The organism is Paenibacillus sp. MAEPY2 (assembly GCF_000499205.1).
Taxonomy (GTDB): Bacteria; Bacillota; Bacilli; order Paenibacillales; family Paenibacillaceae; genus Paenibacillus; species Paenibacillus vandeheii.
This window is the reverse complement of the sequence record NZ_AWUK01000017.1, coordinates 293,824-314,331: the sequence shown is the minus strand read 5'-3', so window position 1 is coordinate 314,331 and position 20,508 is coordinate 293,824. Positions and strand designations below refer to the sequence as shown.

19 protein-coding genes and 2 tRNA genes are annotated in these 20,508 nt (G+C 47.6%); 19 read left to right on the top strand and 2 right to left on the bottom strand.

Features of this window, described 5'->3' with window-relative positions:
* The 17 genes from carB to P364_RS0116535 all read left to right on the top strand — a co-directional run bounded on the left by carB (position 1) and on the right by P364_RS0116535 (position 16,839).
* Complete coding sequence (carB, locus tag P364_RS0116615; protein ID WP_024631219.1) at positions 1-3,219, top strand: carbamoyl-phosphate synthase large subunit; 3,219 nt, start codon at positions 1-3, stop codon at positions 3,217-3,219.
* Between the two features lie 111 nt (positions 3,220-3,330).
* Positions 3,331-4,071, top strand: a complete 741-nt coding sequence (pyrF, locus tag P364_RS0116610) for an orotidine-5'-phosphate decarboxylase (protein ID WP_024631218.1) — start codon at positions 3,331-3,333, stop codon at positions 4,069-4,071.
* Positions 4,068-4,709, top strand: a complete 642-nt coding sequence (gene pyrE, locus P364_RS0116605) for an orotate phosphoribosyltransferase (protein ID WP_024631217.1) — start codon at positions 4,068-4,070, stop codon at positions 4,707-4,709. The genes pyrF and pyrE overlap by 4 nt, the downstream gene beginning before the upstream one ends.
* Positions 4,710-4,980: 271 nt before the next feature.
* Entirely contained in the window at positions 4,981-5,919 is a 939-nt protein-coding gene (locus P364_RS0116600) for an ABC transporter ATP-binding protein (RefSeq protein ID WP_024631216.1), read from the top strand.
* Positions 5,882-7,003, top strand: coding sequence for an efflux RND transporter periplasmic adaptor subunit (locus P364_RS0116595; RefSeq protein ID WP_024631215.1), 1,122 nt, complete (start codon positions 5,882-5,884; stop codon positions 7,001-7,003). The genes P364_RS0116600 and P364_RS0116595 overlap by 38 nt, the downstream gene beginning before the upstream one ends.
* A complete protein-coding gene (locus P364_RS0116590; RefSeq protein ID WP_024631214.1) occupies positions 7,003-9,909 on the top strand; it encodes an ABC transporter permease in 2,907 nt (968 codons plus the stop codon). The genes P364_RS0116595 and P364_RS0116590 overlap by 1 nt, the downstream gene beginning before the upstream one ends.
* Position 9,910: 1 nt before the next feature.
* Positions 9,911-10,774, top strand: coding sequence for an ABC transporter ATP-binding protein (locus P364_RS0116585; RefSeq protein WP_024631213.1), 864 nt, complete (start codon positions 9,911-9,913; stop codon positions 10,772-10,774).
* A gap of 21 nt (positions 10,775-10,795) precedes the next feature.
* Positions 10,796-12,247 (top strand): ABC transporter substrate-binding protein, encoded by a 1,452-nt coding sequence (locus P364_RS0116580; RefSeq protein ID WP_024631212.1) that lies wholly within the window; start codon positions 10,796-10,798, stop codon positions 12,245-12,247.
* A 135-nt stretch (positions 12,248-12,382) separates the two neighbouring features.
* Positions 12,383-12,547 (top strand): hypothetical protein, encoded by a 165-nt coding sequence (locus P364_RS37830; RefSeq protein ID WP_167666091.1) that lies wholly within the window; start codon positions 12,383-12,385, stop codon positions 12,545-12,547.
* A 71-nt stretch (positions 12,548-12,618) separates the two neighbouring features.
* Positions 12,619-12,692 (top strand) — tRNA-Met (locus P364_RS0116570).
* Positions 12,693-12,748: 56 nt separating this feature from the next.
* Positions 12,749-12,822: transfer RNA gene (locus P364_RS0116565), tRNA-Ile, on the top strand.
* A 256-nt stretch (positions 12,823-13,078) separates the two neighbouring features.
* Positions 13,079-13,276 (top strand): hypothetical protein, encoded by a 198-nt coding sequence (locus P364_RS0116560; RefSeq protein WP_024631211.1) that lies wholly within the window; start codon positions 13,079-13,081, stop codon positions 13,274-13,276.
* A gap of 162 nt (positions 13,277-13,438) precedes the next feature.
* On the top strand, positions 13,439-14,998 hold the full coding sequence (locus P364_RS0116555; protein WP_024631210.1) for a hypothetical protein: 1,560 nt from the start codon (positions 13,439-13,441) through the stop codon (positions 14,996-14,998).
* 86 nt (positions 14,999-15,084) lie between these two features.
* The gene (locus P364_RS37585; protein ID WP_161634248.1) at positions 15,085-15,255 is read left to right on the top strand and encodes a hypothetical protein; all 171 of its coding nucleotides are present in this window, start codon (positions 15,085-15,087) and stop codon (positions 15,253-15,255) included.
* Between the two features lie 169 nt (positions 15,256-15,424).
* Positions 15,425-16,099 (top strand): hypothetical protein, encoded by a 675-nt coding sequence (locus tag P364_RS0116545; RefSeq protein WP_024631209.1) that lies wholly within the window; start codon positions 15,425-15,427, stop codon positions 16,097-16,099.
* Positions 16,100-16,215: 116 nt separating this feature from the next.
* Positions 16,216-16,338, top strand: coding sequence for a sporulation protein YjcZ (locus P364_RS36900; RefSeq protein WP_079696179.1), 123 nt, complete (start codon positions 16,216-16,218; stop codon positions 16,336-16,338).
* A 171-nt stretch (positions 16,339-16,509) separates the two neighbouring features.
* Entirely contained in the window at positions 16,510-16,839 is a 330-nt protein-coding gene (locus P364_RS0116535) for a DUF1904 family protein (RefSeq protein WP_024631208.1), read from the top strand.
* 106 nt (positions 16,840-16,945) lie between these two features.
* Here P364_RS0116535 and P364_RS0116530 read toward each other — a convergent pair whose 3' ends face one another.
* Complete coding sequence (locus P364_RS0116530; RefSeq protein ID WP_024631207.1) at positions 16,946-18,142, bottom strand: MFS transporter; 1,197 nt, start codon at positions 18,140-18,142, stop codon at positions 16,946-16,948.
* Positions 18,143-18,286: 144 nt separating this feature from the next.
* Positions 18,287-18,475: a DUF6199 family natural product biosynthesis protein gene (locus P364_RS0116525; RefSeq protein WP_024631206.1), complete on the bottom strand. Its 189-nt coding sequence runs from the start codon at positions 18,473-18,475 to the stop codon at positions 18,287-18,289.
* A 290-nt stretch (positions 18,476-18,765) separates the two neighbouring features.
* Between P364_RS0116525 and P364_RS0116520 the strand changes: the two genes are divergently transcribed.
* Together P364_RS0116520 and P364_RS0116515 are read left to right on the top strand one after the other, a co-directional pair.
* Positions 18,766-19,914: a sensor histidine kinase gene (locus P364_RS0116520; RefSeq protein ID WP_024631205.1), complete on the top strand. Its 1,149-nt coding sequence runs from the start codon at positions 18,766-18,768 to the stop codon at positions 19,912-19,914.
* 106 nt (positions 19,915-20,020) lie between these two features.
* Positions 20,021-20,503, top strand: coding sequence for a NucA/NucB deoxyribonuclease domain-containing protein (locus P364_RS0116515; protein ID WP_024631204.1), 483 nt, complete (start codon positions 20,021-20,023; stop codon positions 20,501-20,503).
* Positions 20,504-20,508 lie beyond the last annotated feature (5 nt).

Here is a 20,508-nt window from a genome sequence, read left to right as displayed (position 1 = left end):
ATGCCGATTAACAAAGATCTCAAAAAAATCCTGGTGATTGGTTCAGGTCCAATCGTCATCGGTCAAGCGGCCGAGTTCGACTATGCCGGTACACAAGCATGCCAGGCACTGAAAGAAGAAGGCGTGGAAGTTGTACTCATCAACAGCAACCCGGCTACGATTATGACAGATACCAACATGGCTGACAAAGTATACATTGAGCCCATTACACTTGATTTTGTAACGCAAATTATTCGTCAGGAACGTCCAGACGGTTTGCTGCCAACCCTTGGTGGTCAAACGGGTCTGAACATGGCGGTGGAACTGGCACGTGCCGGCGTCCTTGAACGTGAGAATGTCAAATTGCTCGGAACACAGCTCACATCCATTGAGAAAGCGGAAGACCGTGATCTGTTCCGTGATCTGATGCGTGAACTGGAACAGCCTGTACCTGAGAGTGTAATTGTAACAACACTTGAGGAATCACTTGATTTTGCCAATGAGATTGGTTATCCAATCATCGTTCGTCCGGCTTACACGCTTGGCGGAACAGGCGGCGGGATCTGTGCCAACGAAGAAGAACTGCGCGAGACAGTCGTAGCAGGTATTCGTTATAGCCCGATCGGTCAATGTTTGGTTGAGAAGAGTATCGCAGGTATGAAAGAAGTCGAGTACGAGGTTATGCGGGACAAAAACGATAACTGTATCGTCGTCTGCAACATGGAAAACTTTGACCCGGTAGGTGTTCATACCGGTGACAGTATCGTTGTGGCACCAAGCCAAACGCTGTCTGACCGTGAATATCAAATGCTGCGCTCAGCTTCCCTGAAAATCATCCGTGCCCTCAACATCGAAGGTGGATGTAACGTACAGTTTGCACTTGATCCGCACAGCTTCCAATACTATGTTATCGAAGTTAACCCACGGGTAAGCCGCTCTTCGGCACTGGCTTCCAAAGCAACGGGTTATCCGATTGCCAAGATGGCTGCCAAAATTGCCATGGGTTACACACTGGACGAAATCGTGAACCCGGTAACGGGCCAAACATATGCATGCTTTGAGCCAACACTGGACTATATCGTGAGCAAAATCCCACGCTGGCCGTTCGACAAGTTTATCTCGGCGAACCGCAAACTGGGTACACAGATGAAAGCGACAGGCGAAGTTATGGCGATTGGCCGGACATTCGAAGAGTCGATTCACAAAGCGGTTCGTTCCCTGGAAATCGGTGTACACCGTCTGTATCTGAAAGATGCGGAAACACTTGATGAAGAAACGCTGAACGAGCGTTTGGTCAAAGCTGACGATGAGCGTATCTTCCTGATCGCTGAAGCCTTCCGCAGAGGTTATACCTTACAACAGCTTCAGGATCTGACGAAAATTGATTGGTGGTTCCTGGATAAACTCGAAGGGCTGGTCGGTTTCGAAGATCGCATTCGTGAGGAATCCGAATTGTCTTCCGAAACTCTGTATCAAGCGAAGCGTCTGGGCTTCACTGACCGTGCCATTGCTGAGCTGCGTGCTGAAGGTCAGCCAGGAGGTACGTTGACAAAAGAAGCTGAAGTCAGAGCACGCCGTGAAGAGGAAAACCTTCGCCCAGTCTACAAAATGGTAGATACATGCGCAGCTGAATTTGAAGCAACAACGCCATATTACTACTCTACTTACGAAACTGAGAATGAAGTCATTCCTTCAGATAAGAAAAAAGTCGTCGTTCTTGGTTCCGGTCCAATCCGGATCGGTCAAGGGATTGAGTTCGACTACTCGACGGTACATGCGGTATGGGCTCTGCAAAAAGCAGGCTATGAAGCAGTTATCATCAATAACAACCCGGAGACGGTGTCTACGGACTTTAATACATCGGATCGCCTGTACTTTGAACCCCTGTTCTTCGAAGATGTAATGAACGTTATCGAACAGGAACAGCCTGTAGGTGTAATCGTACAGTTTGGTGGTCAAACGGCAATTAACCTGGCAGCACCACTGCGTGCCGCTGGGGTCACGATTCTCGGAACAGATTTGGAAAACATTGACGAGGCAGAGGATCGCAAGAAGTTTGAGCGTCTGCTCTCCCGTCTAGAAATTGCACAACCAAAAGGTAAAACAGTTATTTCGGTAGACGATGCGGTCGAAACGGCTCAAAGCCTGGGTTATCCGGTACTGGTTCGTCCTTCCTACGTACTCGGCGGTCGTGCGATGGAGATTGTATACTCCGATGCCGAATTGCTGACATATATGGAACAGGCGGTTAAAATCAATCCGGAGCATCCGGTCCTGATTGACCGCTATATGATGGGTAAAGAGGTTGAGGTTGACGCGATCTGTGATGGTGAAACGGTATTGATTCCGGGTATTATGGAGCATATCGAGCGCGCAGGGGTTCACTCTGGTGACTCCATCGCGGTTTATCCGCCACAGCACCTGTCCCAGGATCTGAAAGAGAAAATTGTAGAGATTACAATCAAGATTGCAAAAGAACTGAAAACGATCGGTTTGGTGAATATCCAGTTTGTTATCCATGATGGCCAAGTGTACATCATCGAGGTGAACCCGCGTTCATCCCGTACAGTTCCTTTCCTGAGCAAAGTAACCAACATTCCGATGGCGAACCTGGCAACACAAGCCATTCTGGGCGTGAAGCTGAAAGACCTCGGTTATGTAGACGGTCTGTGGCCTGAGTCGGATCATGTTTCGGTAAAAGTTCCGGTCTTCTCCTTCGCGAAGCTGCGTCGTGTGGAGCCAACGCTTGGACCTGAGATGAAATCCACAGGTGAGGTTATGGGGCGTGACCCGAATTACGCCAAAGCATTGTTCAAAGGTCTCATCGGTGCAGGCATGAAGATCCCGGCCACCGGAGCAATCGTGGTAACGGTAGCGGATAAAGACAAAGAGGAAGCTGTTCCACTGCTTGAAGGTTTCTATAGACTGGGATATAAAATCATGGCTACTGGAGGCACGGCAGCTGCGCTCGAAGCAGCGAACATTCCGGTGACGACGGTGAACAAATTAAGTGAAGGTTCACCAAACATTCTCGATATGATTCGCAGCGGCGAAGCAAACTTTGTGTTCAACACGCTAACCAAAGGCAAAACCCCGCAGCGTGACGGATTCCGTATTCGTCGTGAGGCGGTAGAGAACGGCATTGTATGTATGACTTCACTGGATACTATCCGTGCCCTGTTGATCATGCTGCAAACGATCAACTTCTCCTCTGAGGCTATGCCAGCTCTTGTACAATAAATAAGACGATTTGTCACTGATCAAGGACATCAGTCAGCCTTCGGGCTGGCGGGATGTCCTTTATATCGGGCAAAAACGGAAAAATGAAGCTTTTGGAAGGAGCGCTGGTAAATGAATCACCCGAATTTCAACGAAATGGCTGGCCGTCTGATGGTGGCACTCGATTATCCCGGAGCGGAGCAGGCTCAGGAATTGGTAAAGGCCCTCGAAGGCATTCCCTGTTATCTGAAGGTGGGCATGCAGCTCTTTTACGCCGCTGGCCCGGACTTCATTCGGGAATTAAAGTCGAAGGGATACTCGGTATTCCTTGATGTGAAGATGCATGATATTCCAAACACGGTTCGTGGGGGTGCTGAAAGCATAACTCGTCTGGGTGTGGATATGTTCAATGTGCATGCAGCTGGAGGTACAAGCATGATGCGTGCTGCCCGTGAAGGGGCAGAGGCGGCTCTAGCTGCTGATCCATCCCTACGTAAACCTGAGATTATTGCAGTTACTCAGCTGACCAGTACAAGTCAGGAAACGATGAATACCGAGATCGGCATCCAGGGAAGTGTTGAGGCAGCGGTAGTCCGTTATGCAGGACTGGCCCATGAGGCAGGTCTTGATGGTGTTGTTGCTTCCCCGCTGGAAGTACCTGCGATCCGCGCAGCTTGTGGCAGTGATTTTCACACGGTCACACCAGGCATTCGTCCAGCAGGAAGTGGCCTGGGAGACCAGACTCGTGTCCTGACGCCGGGTGAAGCCATTGCCAGAGGCAGTCATTACATCGTTGTAGGCAGACCAATTACGGGCGCTCCCCATCCGCGTGAAGCGGCAGAAACCATTTTGAAGGAGATGTTGAATGCATGATCGAACTTACTGAGATTCCTAACCATATTGCTTCCCAACTGTTAAAAATTAAAGCGGTGGCGCTGCGTCCGCAGCAGCCATTCACCTGGACATCCGGCATCAAATCACCAATCTATTGTGATAACCGCTTAACGATGTCTTATCCCGAGATTCGCAACGACATCGCTGAAGCCTTTGCTGCGATCATTCGTGCTCAATATCCCGATGCAGAAGTCATCGCAGGTACTGCAACCGCAGGTATCCCGCATGCTGCCTGGGTCGCGCAAAAGCTGAATCTGCCGATGGCTTACATTCGTGATAAAGCCAAAGGACATGGCAAAGAGAACCTGATTGAAGGTCTGATCACCGAGGGACAAAAGGTTGTTGTTATTGAAGACCTGATCTCGACAGGGGGCAGTTCAATCAAAGCGGCAGAAGCGGTACGTGTAGCCGGGGCGACTCCCCTTACAGTATTGGCCATTTTCAGCTATCAGCTGGACAAAGGCATTAAGGCTTTTGAAGAAGCGGGAATCCCGCTGCAAACCCTGTCCAATTACACTGCTTTGATGGATGTGGCGTTGGCTGAGGGCACGATCCAGGAGAGTGATTTTGAACTGCTCAAATCCTGGCGTGAAGATCCTTCTTCATTTGGAAAATAATATCATTCACAGTGGATTGAACGGTTTGCTTGTGAACGGTATCAAAATTGTAATGATTGCCGCCATAGAGGCAAATTCATCGAATATTCAAGAGGCATCCCGCACTTCGGGGTGCTTTTTTGGTTTGTTCATCAAAATATTAACTTTTTCACGGGAACGTTGTAAAAAGCTTGTAACTTTTAGTTGTGATCCGTCGTTTATAATGCAGTGTAGTATGGAATAGATTTCTATTTTTAGTGTCTTGATGAAGTAAACGGGATATGAAGAAAGGATGAGCGTGATTGCTGGCATGAAGAAGTTATTTTCCAAAATCAGACCTGCCAAGAGCCAGTCAGGCGAGGACAGCGCAGTCGAACCAACGGAGCAGCAGGAACCCGTTGGGCAGGAGGAATCGGCATACATAAGTGAACCACAGAACCCATCCATCGACTCGCACGACATAACCAGTGACACAAGCCAGGAGGAGGTTGCGGTGGCAGCAGCTGAACCTGAAGTGAACTCCCAGTCTTCCAAGAAGGATCTGTTGCCTCCATATGATGGGCCCGTGCTGGAGGTTCGCAATGTTCATCGCAGCTTCCAGACAGGAAGCCGCATTATTCATGTGCTCAAAGGCATTGATATGGAAGTGAACCCGCAACAGCTGGTGATGTTGAAAGGGCGATCAGGCTCAGGGAAAACGACGCTGCTCAATATGCTGGGCGGGCTTGATCAGCCTTCAAGTGGAGATATCCTGTTCTCTGGCCAGCCTCTTCAGGATTGGGGAGACCGGCGGCGGACCGCTTTGCGACGCAGGGAAATTGGTTTTATTTTTCAGGCGTATGCGCTGATGCCCTTGTTGTCTGCCTGGGAAAATGTAGAGCTGTCGCTGCGCATGGCGGACGTGCCGCGTTCGGAATGGAAGGACCGGGTAGGTCATTGTCTGGATCTGGTTGGACTAACCAAACGGGTCAAGCACCGTCCATTCGAGATGTCCGGGGGAGAGCAGCAGCGTGTGGCCATCGCCAAGGCGATAGCGCACAGACCAAGATTATTGCTCGCGGATGAGCCGACAGCTGAACTCGATTCCAAAATGGGAGCACAGGTGATGGCTGTATTTCGCAATATTATCGAAGTTGAACAAGTAACGATCTGTATGACTACACACGATCCTACGATTTTGGAGGTTGCGGACCATGTTTATGAAATGGCGGACGGCAGATTTATCAAGTAAAGGGGCCGCTCCGAAGAGGGGGAAACGCGCAGCGCTTATTGTGCTTAGTGCGATAGTGGCTGCAACGATGTCCGGCTGCTCTTTGCTGCCGGCAGAAACAGAGGAAGAAGTGCTTCCGCCAATTACACCGCCAACGATCTCCAAGAAGCCGGAGTATGAAGTTCGGACGGAGACGCTGGAGAAGAAAGTAAGCGGAAGTGGCAAGATGATGAGCCAGCGGGAAGAAAAGGTATATTTTACGCTGGACGGTATGCATGTCAAAGAGTTGAATGTAAAACCAGGGGATAAAGTGAAGAAAGGTCAGCTTCTCGCAGTTCTAGATGTAGAGAGTGTGGAGAAGGAGATCCGGGCCAAAAACCTGCAGATTCGCAAATCGGAAGTCCAGATGAAGGAAACGCTTCGCAAGCGGGATGAGATGGACCCGGTGGAGTTCGAAGAGTCCACGATTGCCTTTGAAGAACTTCGTCAGGAACTGGCTGATCTGGAGGATCAATTGGGTAAAGCCACTTTGACCGCTCCGTTCGGCGGAACAATTATTGCCGTGCAGGTGGAGAAAGGTGCGGCTGTCAAAGCCTATGACCCGATTGCGACCATAGCAGATACATCCAATCTGGTTGTCGCAGCTACGTTTGCCAAAGAAGATCTCGAAAAGTTCTCGGCTGGCATGAAGGCGGATGTGGACATTAATGGTGCAGGCAAAGTGGCTGGCAAAGTTAAAGTTATGCCTGTTGCCCAAGCATCGGGAAGCGGAACTGGTAGCGGCAGCGGCGGAGGTTCGGGAGAAGGAGGAACGCCTCCAGCGAAAGAAAGCCTGGATCAATATGTTATTGTTTCGCTGGCGAAAATGCCCAAGGGTGTTGAACGCGGTACACCTCTAACGGTATCCATTGTCACCCAACGTACAGAGAACGCGATTGTTATTCCTGTATCTGCTTTGCGCTCCATCGGTTCAAGAACGTATGTGCAAGTGGTGGAGAGTGATGGAAGCAAACGTGAAGTGGACGTGGAAGTCGGACAGCAGACATCTACGGATGTGGAAATTCTAAAAGGTCTGACCGTTGGACAGAAAGTAGTGGGCCGCTAATGGGGCTGCCATTGCTTCGACTGCTGTTCCGCAAAATGTGGAACACTCGCTGGATGACGTTCAGCACACTGATCGGACTAATTGTGGCGGTAGCGTTCACCGTTAGTATTCCAATGTATGCCGATGGTGCGCTGAAGCGGGTCGTGGCCCAGACGCTGCAGGATAACAGTGAGGGACTGCCAGCCGGTTCGTTGCTCATGAGTTATCAGGCACCTGGTGGTGTGAAGACTGACACACGTGGTCTGGAAGAGGTGGATCGCTATATTCGCGAGGATGTGCCTCGTGACATCGGTTTTCCTTTTCATACGTATGTGAACTCCCGTTCCATCCGCAGCACGGAAGTGAACCCGGAAGATCCAACCAAAGTGGATGCCAGCCGGGTCCGCAGCATGAGCCTGGGCACGATGACAGGCCTCGATGCACAGGTTAATTATTCTGCGGGTGTGAAGCCGGGCAACCAGGTCAAGGACGATATTATTGAAGCGGTCATGCTGGAAGAGGGCATGTATCGTAACGATCTGCATATCGGAGATGTGCTGGAATATCCAATTTACAGCGGTCTTGATATTACGTTGCGTGTGAAGATTACAGGTTCTTTCAAAGCGGATGATCCTAGCAGCCCGTACTGGGTGCAGGGGTTTGACGGTATGATGAACGGACTATATGTAGATGAATCGGTATTTAATGATGTTTTACTAAAGGAAAAAGGGATCCCTCTTCAGAATTCACGTTGGTATTATGCATTTGATCTGAAAGAGATTCAAACGAGCCAGCTCTCGGGACTGACCTCTGTGCTGGAAAGGCTGGATATCGACCTGTACCAGCGGTTGAAAGATACGAAAGTGGACATCACCTTTGGGGATCTGTTGAAGCAATTCCGCAGCCAGAGTCTGCAATTGCAGACCATGCTGTTCACACTGGCAGCACCGATGATTGCGATGGTCTTTTATTTTATAGCCATGAATGCCAGACAGTCGTTGCAGAAGCAGGAAAGTGACATCGCGGTTCTGCGCAGTCGCGGAGCTTCTGCCCGGCAGATATTCTCTCTTTATCTGCTTGAAGGTATATTCCTGGGCGCGATTGCTCTGGTCATCGGACCGTTTCTTGGATGGTTTATGGCGAAAAGCATCGGTTCAGCCAGCGGATTCCTGTCGTTCGTGGATCGAAAATCCATTCCGATCGGAATATCGAAAGAAGCGATCCTGCTTGGCCTTATCGCCGTATTGGTGGCTATCATAGCCTCGCTTATTCCGGCAATAACCTATGCGCGGGCGACGATTGTATCGGCCAAACGCCGACAGGCCCGTACGGATCGTGCGCCGGTATGGCAGCGCTGGTTTCTGGATATTGCGTTGCTGGGGCTTGCGGGGTATGGATATTACTTGTTCTATGAACGGCAAATGTTGACGTTCCAGACCGGAATGACGACAGATCAGCTTCAGGTACAGCCGTTTTTGTTCTTTGTTCCGGCACTCGCCATCTTTGCACTGGGACTGTTTTTCTTACGGTTGTTCCCGTGGATTTTGAAGCTCATTCAGCTGATCGGGCGCAAGTTTCTCCCGGTTCCATTGTATCTGACACTCACACAGCTTTCGCGTTCATCGTCTTCTTACTATCCTTTGATGATTCTGCTTGTATTGACACTCGGACTTGGTGTGTATAACTCGGCAGCGGCTCGTACCATTGATCTGAACTCGACCGAGCGTACGTTATACCGATATGGTTCTGATGTTATTATGCAGACCGTATGGGAAGGTACACCTGAGGTTAAGCCAACGGGTTCCGGACAAAGCGGCGGTTCAGGAGGAGGACAGCAAGGTGGAGGAAACGGTAGTGGTGGTTCTGGAGGCGGAGGAAATGGCGGCGGAGGTGGATCAGGTGGGGGTGGTGGTTCACAACCCACGAAGATGATCTATTCCGAGCCACCTTTTGAAGTGTTCCGCAGCTTGAATGGTGTAGAACATGCAGCGAGAGTGCTGCAGACGAAAGGCAATATTATTGTCTCTGGCAAATCGGGTGGACAGGGAATGCTGGTGGGGATCGACAATGTGGATTTTGCTCAAGTGGCTTGGTTCCGCAACGACCTGTTCCCGGCACATCCTTACAAGTACCTCGACTTGCTTGGAAAATATGAAGGGGCCGTATTGATCTCTTCCAAATTTGCAGACAAATTCAAGCTCAAAACCGGAGACCTCGTCTCCATTGGTGTACAGGGTCAGGCCATTGAATTTGTAGTTTTTGGCATTATCCCTTACTGGCCCGCTCAGTACCCGGATCAAATGCCGTTCTTCATTGCCAATCTGGATTACATCTATGATCAGGTGCCTCTGATTCCATATGAGGTCTGGCTGAAGATGAAGCCGGATGCCAAAGTCGCTCCGTTGATGGAGAAGCTTGCAGCAGAAGGCATTGAGTTATCGTCAGTACGCGATGTGCGTACAGAGCTGGTATCCCAGGGCAAACATCCGTCAAGGGGCGGAGTGTTCGGCATACTGAGTCTCGGATTCTTAGTGTCGGTCATTATTTCCCTGATCGGATATATCCTGTACTGGTTCTTCAATCTATCCGGGCGTGTAGTACAGTTCGGTGTTCTGCGGGCGATGGGGTTATCCCGGGCGCAATTGAGCGGCATGTTGCTGCTGGAGCAGGTGTTCACGGCGGGACTTTCGATCATTCTCGGTATTGGCATTGGTCAGGTATCGAGTCGTCTGTTCCTGCCCTTCCTGCAAACGACAGATAATGTGTCCGCACAGGTACCTCCGTTCCGAATTGTATTTGAAGAGAAAGACATGCTGCAGCTGTATGGCGTGACCGTGGTCATGCTGGTCATTGGAGCGACAATGCTGCTGTGGCAAATCCGCAGGCTGCGGGTTCACCAGGCAGTCAAAATGGGAGAGGAGAGGTAACGTGATCCAGTGCGAAGGACTTGTCAAAATTTTTAAATCCAGCGATGTGGAAGTCGTTGCCCTTCAAGGTCTCAATCTGACTGTCAATCAAGGTGAAATGATGGCTATTATCGGCAACAGCGGTAGTGGTAAGTCTACCTTGCTCAACATTCTGGGAGGACTTGACCGTCCAACAGCCGGTACGGCCGTTGTCGGAGATTGGGATTTGCTGAAAATGACAGATGCCCAATTGGTGGAGTACAAACGTCATACCGTAGGCTTCATTTGGCAAAATAACGGTCGTAACCTGCTTCCATACCTCACAGCATTGGAGAATGTGGAAACACCCATGATTTTGGGAGGCAAGCGAGATCGCGCCTATGCCATGCAGCTGCTGGAATGGGTTGGACTGAAGGACCGGATGCACAACAAACTGCATCAATTGTCCGGTGGGGAGCAGCAGCGGGTGGCGATTGCCATCTCGTTATCGAATCGTCCCAAGCTGCTGCTTGCGGATGAGCCGACAGGTTCGGTGGATTCGGAGACCTGTGATACCATCATGGGCATTTTCCGCAAGATGAACAAGGAGCTCGGGGTTACGATTGTGATTGTTACTCATGATCTAACCCTTGCTGGTAAGGTGGACCGAATCGTGGCGATTCGGGACGGCTTAACCAGCACCGAGTTCGTGAAACGCAATCCGAATCTGGATGACGAGCATGGCTTGTCTGAGGCAGGAGCCGCGGATATTCATGAAGCTTTTGTCATCATTGATCGGGCGGGACGACTTCAGGTGCCCAAGGAGTATCTGGAGGCGCTGTCCATTGATAATCGTGCCACATTGGAATTTGACGGTGAACGTATTGTCATTACACCGCCAAGATAATTTTAGAGGGGGAATTGGGAAATGAAGAACAGGTTTTGGGGAAAACGAGTGCTGGCCGTGCTGGCTACAGCCAGCCTGGCACTGCCGCTGCTTGCGGGTTGTACAGCAAGTGAGTCCAAGGAAAACGAGCAGCGTGTACTGCGTGTAGCAACGATGTGGGGGGGGCAGGATGACAGCTATTTCCGCCAGCAGTTTACCGATGCTTTTGAATTGACACATCCGAATATCACGATTGAAGTTGTACCTGCGGTAGACCAGGGCAGCATGTACGGATATGGTACTCAGGAAGAGCAGAAGGACGTTCCAGATACGATGGAGAGCTTGAAAAAGATTATGACAGGGGATAACCCGGTAGACGTCATCGTGGCGGATATGACGACAATCAAGTCGTTAATTCAGGAAAACATGGTCAAACAACTGGACCCACTGATGCAGGAAGACAAGTTTGATACATCGGATATTGTGCCGAGTGTTCTTGAGGGAATCAAGGATTTGGGAGATCAGAGCATCTATGCTTTGACACCAACGTTCTCCTCTGCAGCGTTATTCTACAACAAGGGCATGTTTGAGAAAGCAGGCGTAGAGCCTCCAACGGACAATATGACTTGGGACGACATTTTCAACCTGGGTACCCGTCTTACAAAGGGTGAAGGCAAAGACCATGTGTTTGGTTTCTCTTTCAGTACCTATCAAGGTGGTTCTCCTTACTATACGATGTCACAGTACTATAACTCTCTGCAGCTGAAAATTTTTGATGACAAGGCAGAAAAAATGACCGTCGATTCTCCGCAGTGGGAGAAAGTATGGAGTACGATAAGCAAGCTTGCCTTAGATAAAGTCATCCCTAAAGGAGACGAACCGCAGGATCAGGATAACAGCGGACGTTATAATCCAATTCAGGGTGATCTGTTCCTGAGCAGCAAAACAGCGATGGTCATTGGAGATTACAGCTATATTAATCAATTGATTGATGCCAATAAAAATGCGGATAAAATGAAAGACTTTACGAAGGTAGACTGGGATGTTGTCACACCTCCGGTTCATCCGGAAGCTCCTGAAATCGGAGGCAACATTTATCTGAGCAACCTCATGGCCATTAATAGTTCAGCTCAGAACCCTGATGATGCATGGGAATTGATCAAGTACATGAACAGTGAGGATTGGGCGAAGATCAAAGCACGCAGCAGTTATGAGATGGTTTCCCGGAAGAGCTTCATTAAACCGAAGGATGGCTTGGATTACAACATCCAGGCATTCTATACGCTGAAACCTGTACCTCCGACCAATACAAACTTGGATAAAATGTATCAAAAAATGCCAAACCTGTGGCAAGTAAGCGACAAGGGCATGGAATACTTCAATCAAGTGCTTGCGAACAAAAAGACACCAAAAGAAGCGCTTGGTGAATGGGCAGCCAAAGGAAATGAAATGCTGGAGAAGTTGAAAAAGGACCCTAAAGCCACGTTTCAATAAGGTTAAATGATCTTGTAATAAAATAAATCATAGAGGTAGCCGCTGGAGATTTAGTTCTTTGGCGGCTATTTTTATGGAATTGGGGTATTCTACAAAAGCAGGGAAAAATGATGACACCAGGAAAGGACGAGTGGAATGCACTGGGTATATTTCAGCAAACTGTATGCAACCAAATTTCAGGCAGGGTGTCTTGCGAAGCGAATGGAGCAGGATGGGTGGATTTACGGTCATAACGAGCCAGCTGAAGTGGAAGTATATCGTTCAAAAAAGGGGCGGTATGGTGTACGTTTCATTCCCTAACATTACCCCTTGACTTATGGCGTAGGAATGGTGTATATTAATTAAGTCGCTGTTTTAATATTTCTTACTGACGCGGGGTGGAGCAGCCCGGTAGCTCGTCGGGCTCATAACCCGAAGGCCGCAGGTTCAAATCCTGCCCCCGCAATTTAGCTTTACTGGATGATTCACAGCCATCATCTGAACGTTATACGTTTTTGTTCAGGGCCCTTAGCTCAGTTGGTTAGAGCGGTCGGCTCATAACCGATTGGTCACAGGTTCGAGTCCTGTAGGGCCCATTCTCTCAAAACCCTTGCGGAGCAAGGGTTTTTTTCTGTTGTTACAACTGAAATATATACGAAAACCTGCAAAGCTTAAGATGATGAACGTTAATCATCCGTTCTGGTTTAGTAAGGTTTTTTTGTTGTATTCCCTTTTCCAGCATAGAATCGTACTACTTTGAAGACCTTTGCGAATCGCAGACTCACGACAACTTCGTTTGAATATATGGTATAATTTTGAAATATATGCAGTAAAGGTGGTGGAATTAAAACGATGGACGGTGCAAGTGCAGTGAGTTTTGCAGGGATTTTGATAATATTTATTTTCATCGCTCTGGTTGGTTTGATATTATATGCAGTGTTCTCATTGGCTATAAAAAGATCTGGTTTAAGAAAGGAAATCTCTGGCGTGAAGCAGGAGGTTCGATTATTAAAAGAGAGAATGGAAAAAAAGGAACATAATCTTGATTAAGCTATTCTAATAGAAGATGATTGAAGCTAAACGAGAGAGGCGCTGCCGTTACAGGGGAGTACAATATTGGCCTTGATTTGACCAGACTAAGTTTATGTTATAATGCGTTAGAGATTGAAGGGTCGGTCTATGAAATTAGAATGGAAAGCAGGGTTACAATTAATGATGCAAAACGAAGGACAGCGATTCCGCTTCAGTGAAGCTCCGGTGTGGGATTGGCAGCGTGCATATTATGAACAAAAAGGGCTGCATGCTTGGACAGAGAATCAGGTACCACAATACATAACGAGTAATCCGATGATTGCAACGGCGTATGCTGAGATGATTTTTGGCTTTCTTCAGGATCTCGCAAGCAAAGGGAAGACAACCGAAACGGTGACCATTCTGGAGCTTGGAGCAGGCGTGGGGCGCTTAGCGCACCAAATTTTGCTCAAACTGATAGCGTTGAAGGATTTTGCAGGCTTGGAGCTGCCTGCTTTTCGATATGTAATGACCGATCTGGTAGAAGATAATGTGTTGGGATGGAGAGCGCATCCTTCCATGCAATCCTTCATTGATCAAGGGATCCTGGATTTTGCACGCTTTGACGCAATACAGGATACTGAATTGAACCTGGTGGTGGCGGGTACAGTTATTCGACCTGGTGATTTGAAACAACCCTTGTTGTTGATTGCCAATTACTTCTTTGACAGTATTCCACAGGAGTTAATTTATGTTGGGGAGGGTGAGATATATGAATGTGATGTACTCGTCCAATCTTCAGAACCTTCTTCTCTTTATTCCAAACCTGACGAGCTGCTGGAAAATATGACACTGAGTTATGAGTACCGTCGTGCACCTGAGTACAGTGCAGAAAACTATCCGTATCATGAACTTATCGCACTGTACAAGGAAGAGTTGGAGGATTCGCACATTCTGTTCCCGTCAATTGGCCTGTCCTGTCTTGAACGGTTGAACACGTTATCAGAATCAGGGTATGTGTTGATCACTGCGGACAAAGGGGACCATCGACTGGACAACTGGAAGTTTGCTGAACCGCCTGAATTCGTTCTTCATGGAAGTTTTTCTTTGACAGCGAATTATCATGCCATTCAATATATATTGGAACAGCAGGGAGCTCACACTCGTTTCACAACACATCATTATAAGGATCTGAACGTGGGATGTATGTTGATGTTGGACGAACCGCTGGGGTACGTTAACACACGGCTGGCATATCACCGATTTGTTGAACGTTTTGGACCCGATGATTTTTTCAGTATAAAGGAATGGATGGATGATCAGGTAGAACGGATGGAGCTGAAGCAAATTTTACCTTTTTGGCGTCTGGGCGGGTATGATGCTGAGTTTTTGATCCATAGTGCCAACCGGATTTCGAGTCTTCTACCTGATGCAAGTGATGAGGAAATACTTGATATTCAGTCTGGAATCCACATCATGTGGTCTTCTTATTATGCAATGGAGCGCCAAGGAGATGTAGCGTTTCTTGCAGGTCAGCTGTTATATGGGATGTATATGTATGAGGACGCCAAGCGATTTCTGGAGCTGTCGTTAGGTGCTGATTCGAGAAAACAGAACTCAGCTGTGCTGTACGACTTAGCTGTGTGTTGTTATGAACTTGAACTGGAAGAAGAAACGCTGGCTTACACGCGGAAAGTACTGGCTTTGGAACCTGAGCATGAAGAAGCAATGGATTTGCTGAATAGCTTCGAATGTTTATAAAGATTGTTGAAACTCACTCTCCTCTTCAGCGTATTATTAGGATGATCACACAATAATTTCCTGTAAACGGAAGAGGAGATGAGAAGATGAAGAAGGTTCTGACTGTTTTGCTTTATCCACTTGCGGCGGTTGTGGGAGCGCTGGGTGCAAATTCAGCTGCGACTGGTGATATGGTACTTTTTGCGAAAGATATAGCTACAGATCGAGGTTATGACGGACAGGAGATTTATGATAGAATCGAGCACAGAAATTCCTAATTACATATCATTTAAACTGTAAAAGTAATTGTTAGACGGAGCGGTATTCTAAAGACAATTACTCTTGAAGCGAAGTGCGATGAGCAGAAATCCTGCCTGTACAACCTTTAAGCCGGTTTCGTACCTGATTTAGGTGCGTACCGGTTTTTATTCATGAGGGGGATAACCGTTGAAGATTATAATTGGACAGCCCAAGCTGGAACAGCAGTTACTGCAGCTGGAAGCGGAATTGAAGCAACATCCAGAAGCGGATGTATTGTTTTTTCCTGAAGGTTATCTGAATCAGAACGTGGAAGAGGCCAGTCGTCTGGCAGCTGCATATGGAACGATGATTGTGTCAGGTTATCGCAGGTTGAATGAACGCCCCAAGGACCGTTCGATCATTATTAACAAGGCTGGGGAGACTGTATTGGAGAAAGCGAAGTATACCTCTGCTGAGGTCGTTAAGGAACAGGATTGGGCCATCAGCACCTTGTTGTGTGACGAGCTGGTGTTACAAGGTTTTCATAACGAGAATATTGGCAGAGTGGATATAATCATGCATTCCATTGGTGTAGGAATGTTCAGTGAAGAGCAGTATACAGAGTGGATGGAAGAAGCGCGGCGGCTGGCGGTACAAAATCAATGCATCGTTATGGGGACCAGCCATGCGGACGGTACGTATCGTGATAGTGAAATTTCAATTCCAATCGCCTATTGTATTGCCCCAGATGGGCAAGTGGTCTTGGCATCCAGAAATGATACACGTACTCGTTTGATTATCCTGGACAAGCAAAATACAGCAGAACGCTGTCATGGAGCACCAGGAAATGATGTGAACATTCACGTCGTTCCTTTGGCATAATTCAACGGACAGAATAGGCAATGTTTGGGCCTGTGAGCTTGCCGAATAGCCCGGTCATTGAAGTTAGAATCGACATATGTTATGGCATACCTTGAAATTCAAAGGAGGCCAATCAAATGAGTGAAGTTGGATACGGTTGTGGCGGCAATGTTGGTGGATTTGGTGGATGGACTTCCACAAGCGCAATTCTCGTACTCTTCATCCTGCTCGTAATCATCACTAAATCTTTCTGGCTGTAAGCCACAGCAGAACAAAGTTGAAAGACGGGTTACGTGTACGCTCCGCTGAGAGATCAGCGGGGCATTTTCCCGTTTCTATGAAAGAATGATATGATGAAAGAGATTTGACAACCGAAAACAATGTGCTTAAAATCACATAAGAGACTAATAATAGAGATTGAAGGGATAGCAATGCCGTTTATTCGTTTTAAAGGATTCACAGGACCCCAACTGGAGGAAGTTGTACCCCGCATCACGGAGCAATTTGCGTTGATCACCAATATTCCGCAGGAGAGAATGAAGGCAGAACGTCATGACGTTCAAGCACTTACACCTTCTCCGGCTTCAGTAGAGATCCTGATGTTCCAACGTGATCAGGAGATTCATAATCGGATTGCTTCCTCAATGCAGGATATTTTGGAAGAAGCGGATTTGCCTGATGTGCATATTTTCTTTAATATACTGTCACCAGCGCTGTATTATAAGCAAGGCAAGCCGTTGACAGATTACCGATTGGATTGAGAATAAAAGGGCTGCTCCGATCATGTTCGGAAGCAGTGAAGACGAGCAGATGTGTGCTCGTCTTTTATTTTTGACTTCATCATCTTTACGTATCAGTTTCGTATCACTACTTCGCTTTGATACGATGTAATCGGAAAGAGCAAATGGAGGATACAATGAATAAACCACCGCCAATCAAATACACCAGTCGAACACCCATTTGATCAGCAATCAGTCCGAAGATTACCGTGGATATACTCATAGCAGCTGAGAGAACATTACCATGTGCTGCGTATACCTTGGAGAGGGATTCGACAGGCACGCTGCTCTGAAAAGCCGTTTGCTGAGCAACATAGCGGATCTGATAAGCGGGACCCATAAGCACACACAATACAAGAGCAAGCCAGGGAAGGCTGTTTAAACCGTAAGCGATGGTCAGCAAGCTGAAGAGGAGAGAACCTATTGCCATACTGGATATCAGGTGCTTCTGTATGCGCGTGGCCAGGGCGATGGCCAGAATTCCTCCCAGAATGGTGCCGACAGAAAAGCTGGAGTTGATAAGCCCCCACCAACCTTCTTCTTGGCCCAAAGCTTCTTTCACAAAAGCAAGCGTAATAGCGCCGATCCATATGGAACCGGCGATACTTTCAACCAGGTCCATAAAAGTAATGAGGCGCAACGATCGATTTTTCCAAAGGATAAGCCAACCTTCCCTTAACACATCCCAACTGGAAGTGGAATTCTCAACTTTTCCTTGAATATCGCGGGTAAGTGAGCTAATCATAATCATCAGAATCAGGACAGCCCAGGATAAGGCTGTAGCCGCCCAGAATGTTTGTGAGGCACCCCAGTACATAACGATGAATCCGGTCATCGCATATCCGATAATTGTCATGGTCTGAGTAGAGAAGGAGAGAAAACTATTCGCCTTCACCAGATCTTCTCCTTGAACCAATCGGGGAGTTAACGTGTTTAACATTGGAGCTTCCCATCCGTCCAGAAACGACAGAATCGCTACTCCCACAAGCAGAAGGGGAATATGCGCAGTGAGATCAGTAAATGCGATAGCGATCCCGGTAATCATCAATGTTTTGGCTAAAGGAATGGTAACCATCAGCCTCGAGAATGCGAAACGGTTCACAAGCAAGGGTACAGTAAATCCGGCCACGATACGTGCGGACATTTGTATAAACGGAAACAGCGCAGCGATAAGGACAGACCCCGTCTGTCCGTAAATAAATGTCGTGATAACCATGATATATATAACATTAATGAGAGAGAGCAGTGTTTTGGCAGCCCAAAATGGATAAAATGCGATGTTCATGCTAAGGTGTCCTTTCCACAACGATAATTATATTTTACGGGTATCGTTGTGAACGCACCACAAACAAAGTTATCATTTTCCCGTCATTGAAGCAGCAGAAAGACAGCTATCCCAAGGGATAGCTGTCTTTCTGCTTTCTATAATTCAAGCCACGACGAGCGAAAAAGCGATAAGCAGCATCAGCAAACTGGTCATTCTGGTCATAGCCATATACGGTCTGCTGGGCTCAGCCTCTCCCCGGGAAATCCAGCCATAACGCAGGTACCAGCCAAACTTAGGGAAGCAAAAATTGATGATACAAAGTGTCATGAATATAAAAAAGAGGGTTCTCATACCCGATCTTCCTTCCTCATTTACATGACCGCCTCAAAATTAACGCTTACGTCTCGTGAAGAAGAAAACAATCAAAATAATAATAATGACAATTAATAGAAATTTCATAAGTGACCCTCCTGATGGTATGATGAATATTGGTGAATGTATTTATCAGTTATTACCCAAGGAACACATGTCTTGAATAACTATGTTACAATTAATTATATTGTTTTTATATAAACACATACCATCGGGTTATCGATAGCTTCATTAAATACAATAAAGTTTGGTGAGATGAAGGAGGAAGCATGACTAACTACAATCAACTCGCTATACAATGGGAATTTATTATCTCAAAAATTAAATCTTCCGTGACCGTAGTCGATGCTACCTTGCCTGATTTTCCACTTATGTTTGTAAATGAATATTTTACTCAATTAACCGGATATCGTGCGGAAGAGTCGATTGGACAGAATTGTCGGTTCCTCCAAGGGCCTGATACGGACCCGGAAACCGTACAGCATATTCGCGAAGCATTGAAAAAGCAGCAGTCAATCAAGACAGAGATTCTGAACTATACGAAGGATGGACAGAAATTCTGGAATGAACTGAATATTGATCCTATTTTCGATGAAGCAGGGAAATGTCTGTTTTTTGTGGGCATACAATACGATATTTCGGAGCGGAAATATGCTGAGCAGCAGTTGCGGATGGCAGCTTCGATGACTGAAATGAACAGCAGGGGACAGCTGGAGTTTATTGGTAAGCTGAATCATGAACTTCGCACGCCACTGAACGGGATTATGGGCATGATTGAACTTGTCAGCATGGGTGACAACAGTGTGGAGCAGAAGGAGTACCTGGAGCTTGCGCGTCAGTCCGGGGAAGCTCTTCTGAATATTGTCAACAATAGTCTTGATATGGCCAAGCTGGGCAGAGGAAAAATGAGAGTGGAGCAAATCGAATTCCAGCCGTTGAAGCTGATTCAACAGATTATTAAAACGCATGAACCTGCGGCCCGGAATAAACAAATTCGCTTGCACTGTCAGGCGGATCTGACTATTCCTGACGTACTCACGGGTGATCCTCTGCGTCTCCGGCAAGTGCTGGATAACCTGCTCAGTAACGCCATTAAATTCACGGAACAAGGTGAAGTGCACATACAGATCGATGTACAGGAGCGGCGAGGGGATACCGTTATCCTAGTATTCAATGTACATGACACGGGAATTGGCATTCCGGAACATAAAATCAATCAATTGTTCGAAGCCTTCACGCAGACGGACGTCTCTCATGCACGCAAATTTGGCGGGAGTGGACTTGGACTCACCATCTGCAAAGAGTTGCTCGAGTTGATGAGTGGTCAAATTTCGGTGGAAAGTATCGAGGGAAAAGGGACGAAGTTTGAGGTTACCGTACCCTTACTTCGACAACGGGCGATTCCTAACGTGGGATAGTCTGTGCAGAACAGCCGGGAAATACCGGCTGTTTTTTTGTGCTTATATATTGTTTAGCGAACTGGCGTTCTGGTATAATGCAAGTGTTGAATGGGGGAGAAGCAGCATGAGTAAAAGGCGCAGAAGGAGAAAGAACAAGGGCATACAACGATTTAAAAAGCAGATATTGACGTTAGTGGCAATGTTAATCGTCGCCCTGTATGCATGGGTTGGGGGAGAATGGCCACTGGATATCCCATCCCAATTCGGGGGAAGCGACCGGAGTGTGGATCATACCATCACATTCCCTGCCGAGCGTTATCCCGAAACGGCCAATCATATCAAGACGGCGATCAAGGCAGGTCATTCGGATGTATGCACCATTGATCGCAGTGGGGCTGAGGGTAATCGGGATTTGTCCCTCAAAGGTGTTCCAGTCAAAAAGGGGAAAGATCGGGATGAATGGCCCATGGCGATGTGTGCGGAAGGCGGAGCAGGTGCTGATATCCAATATATTAGTCCCAAAGATAATCGTGGTGCAGGGTCATGGGTGGGAAACCAACTAAGTACATATCCGGATGGAACACGAGTAAAGTTTGTGGTGAAATAAACGTC

What these genes read in the sequence shown, in the direction of transcription:
- carB (WP_024631219.1), top strand. Translation starts at nt 1, where the DNA reads ATGCCGATTAACAAAGATCTCAAAAAAATCCTGGTGATTGGTTCAGGT.
- pyrF (WP_024631218.1), top strand. Translation starts at nt 3,331, where the DNA reads ATGAATCACCCGAATTTCAACGAAATGGCTGGCCGTCTGATGGTGGCA.
- pyrE (WP_024631217.1), top strand. Translation starts at nt 4,068, where the DNA reads ATGATCGAACTTACTGAGATTCCTAACCATATTGCTTCCCAACTGTTA.
- P364_RS0116600 (WP_024631216.1), top strand. Translation starts at nt 4,981, where the DNA reads ATGAGCGTGATTGCTGGCATGAAGAAGTTATTTTCCAAAATCAGACCT.
- P364_RS0116595 (WP_024631215.1), top strand. Translation starts at nt 5,882, where the DNA reads ATGTTTATGAAATGGCGGACGGCAGATTTATCAAGTAAAGGGGCCGCT.
- P364_RS0116590 (WP_024631214.1), top strand. Translation starts at nt 7,003, where the DNA reads ATGGGGCTGCCATTGCTTCGACTGCTGTTCCGCAAAATGTGGAACACT.
- P364_RS0116580 (WP_024631212.1), top strand. Translation starts at nt 10,796, where the DNA reads ATGAAGAACAGGTTTTGGGGAAAACGAGTGCTGGCCGTGCTGGCTACA.
- P364_RS37830 (WP_167666091.1), top strand. Translation starts at nt 12,383, where the DNA reads ATGCACTGGGTATATTTCAGCAAACTGTATGCAACCAAATTTCAGGCA.
- P364_RS0116560 (WP_024631211.1), top strand. Translation starts at nt 13,079, where the DNA reads ATGGACGGTGCAAGTGCAGTGAGTTTTGCAGGGATTTTGATAATATTT.
- P364_RS0116555 (WP_024631210.1), top strand. Translation starts at nt 13,439, where the DNA reads ATGATGCAAAACGAAGGACAGCGATTCCGCTTCAGTGAAGCTCCGGTG.
- P364_RS37585 (WP_161634248.1), top strand. Translation starts at nt 15,085, where the DNA reads ATGAAGAAGGTTCTGACTGTTTTGCTTTATCCACTTGCGGCGGTTGTG.
- P364_RS36900 (WP_079696179.1), top strand. Translation starts at nt 16,216, where the DNA reads ATGAGTGAAGTTGGATACGGTTGTGGCGGCAATGTTGGTGGATTTGGT.
- P364_RS0116535 (WP_024631208.1), top strand. Translation starts at nt 16,510, where the DNA reads ATGCCGTTTATTCGTTTTAAAGGATTCACAGGACCCCAACTGGAGGAA.
- P364_RS0116530 (WP_024631207.1), bottom strand. Translation starts at nt 18,142, where the DNA reads ATGAACATCGCATTTTATCCATTTTGGGCTGCCAAAACACTGCTCTCT.
- P364_RS0116525 (WP_024631206.1), bottom strand. Translation starts at nt 18,475, where the DNA reads ATGAGAACCCTCTTTTTTATATTCATGACACTTTGTATCATCAATTTT.
- P364_RS0116520 (WP_024631205.1), top strand. Translation starts at nt 18,766, where the DNA reads ATGACTAACTACAATCAACTCGCTATACAATGGGAATTTATTATCTCA.
- P364_RS0116515 (WP_024631204.1), top strand. Translation starts at nt 20,021, where the DNA reads ATGAGTAAAAGGCGCAGAAGGAGAAAGAACAAGGGCATACAACGATTT.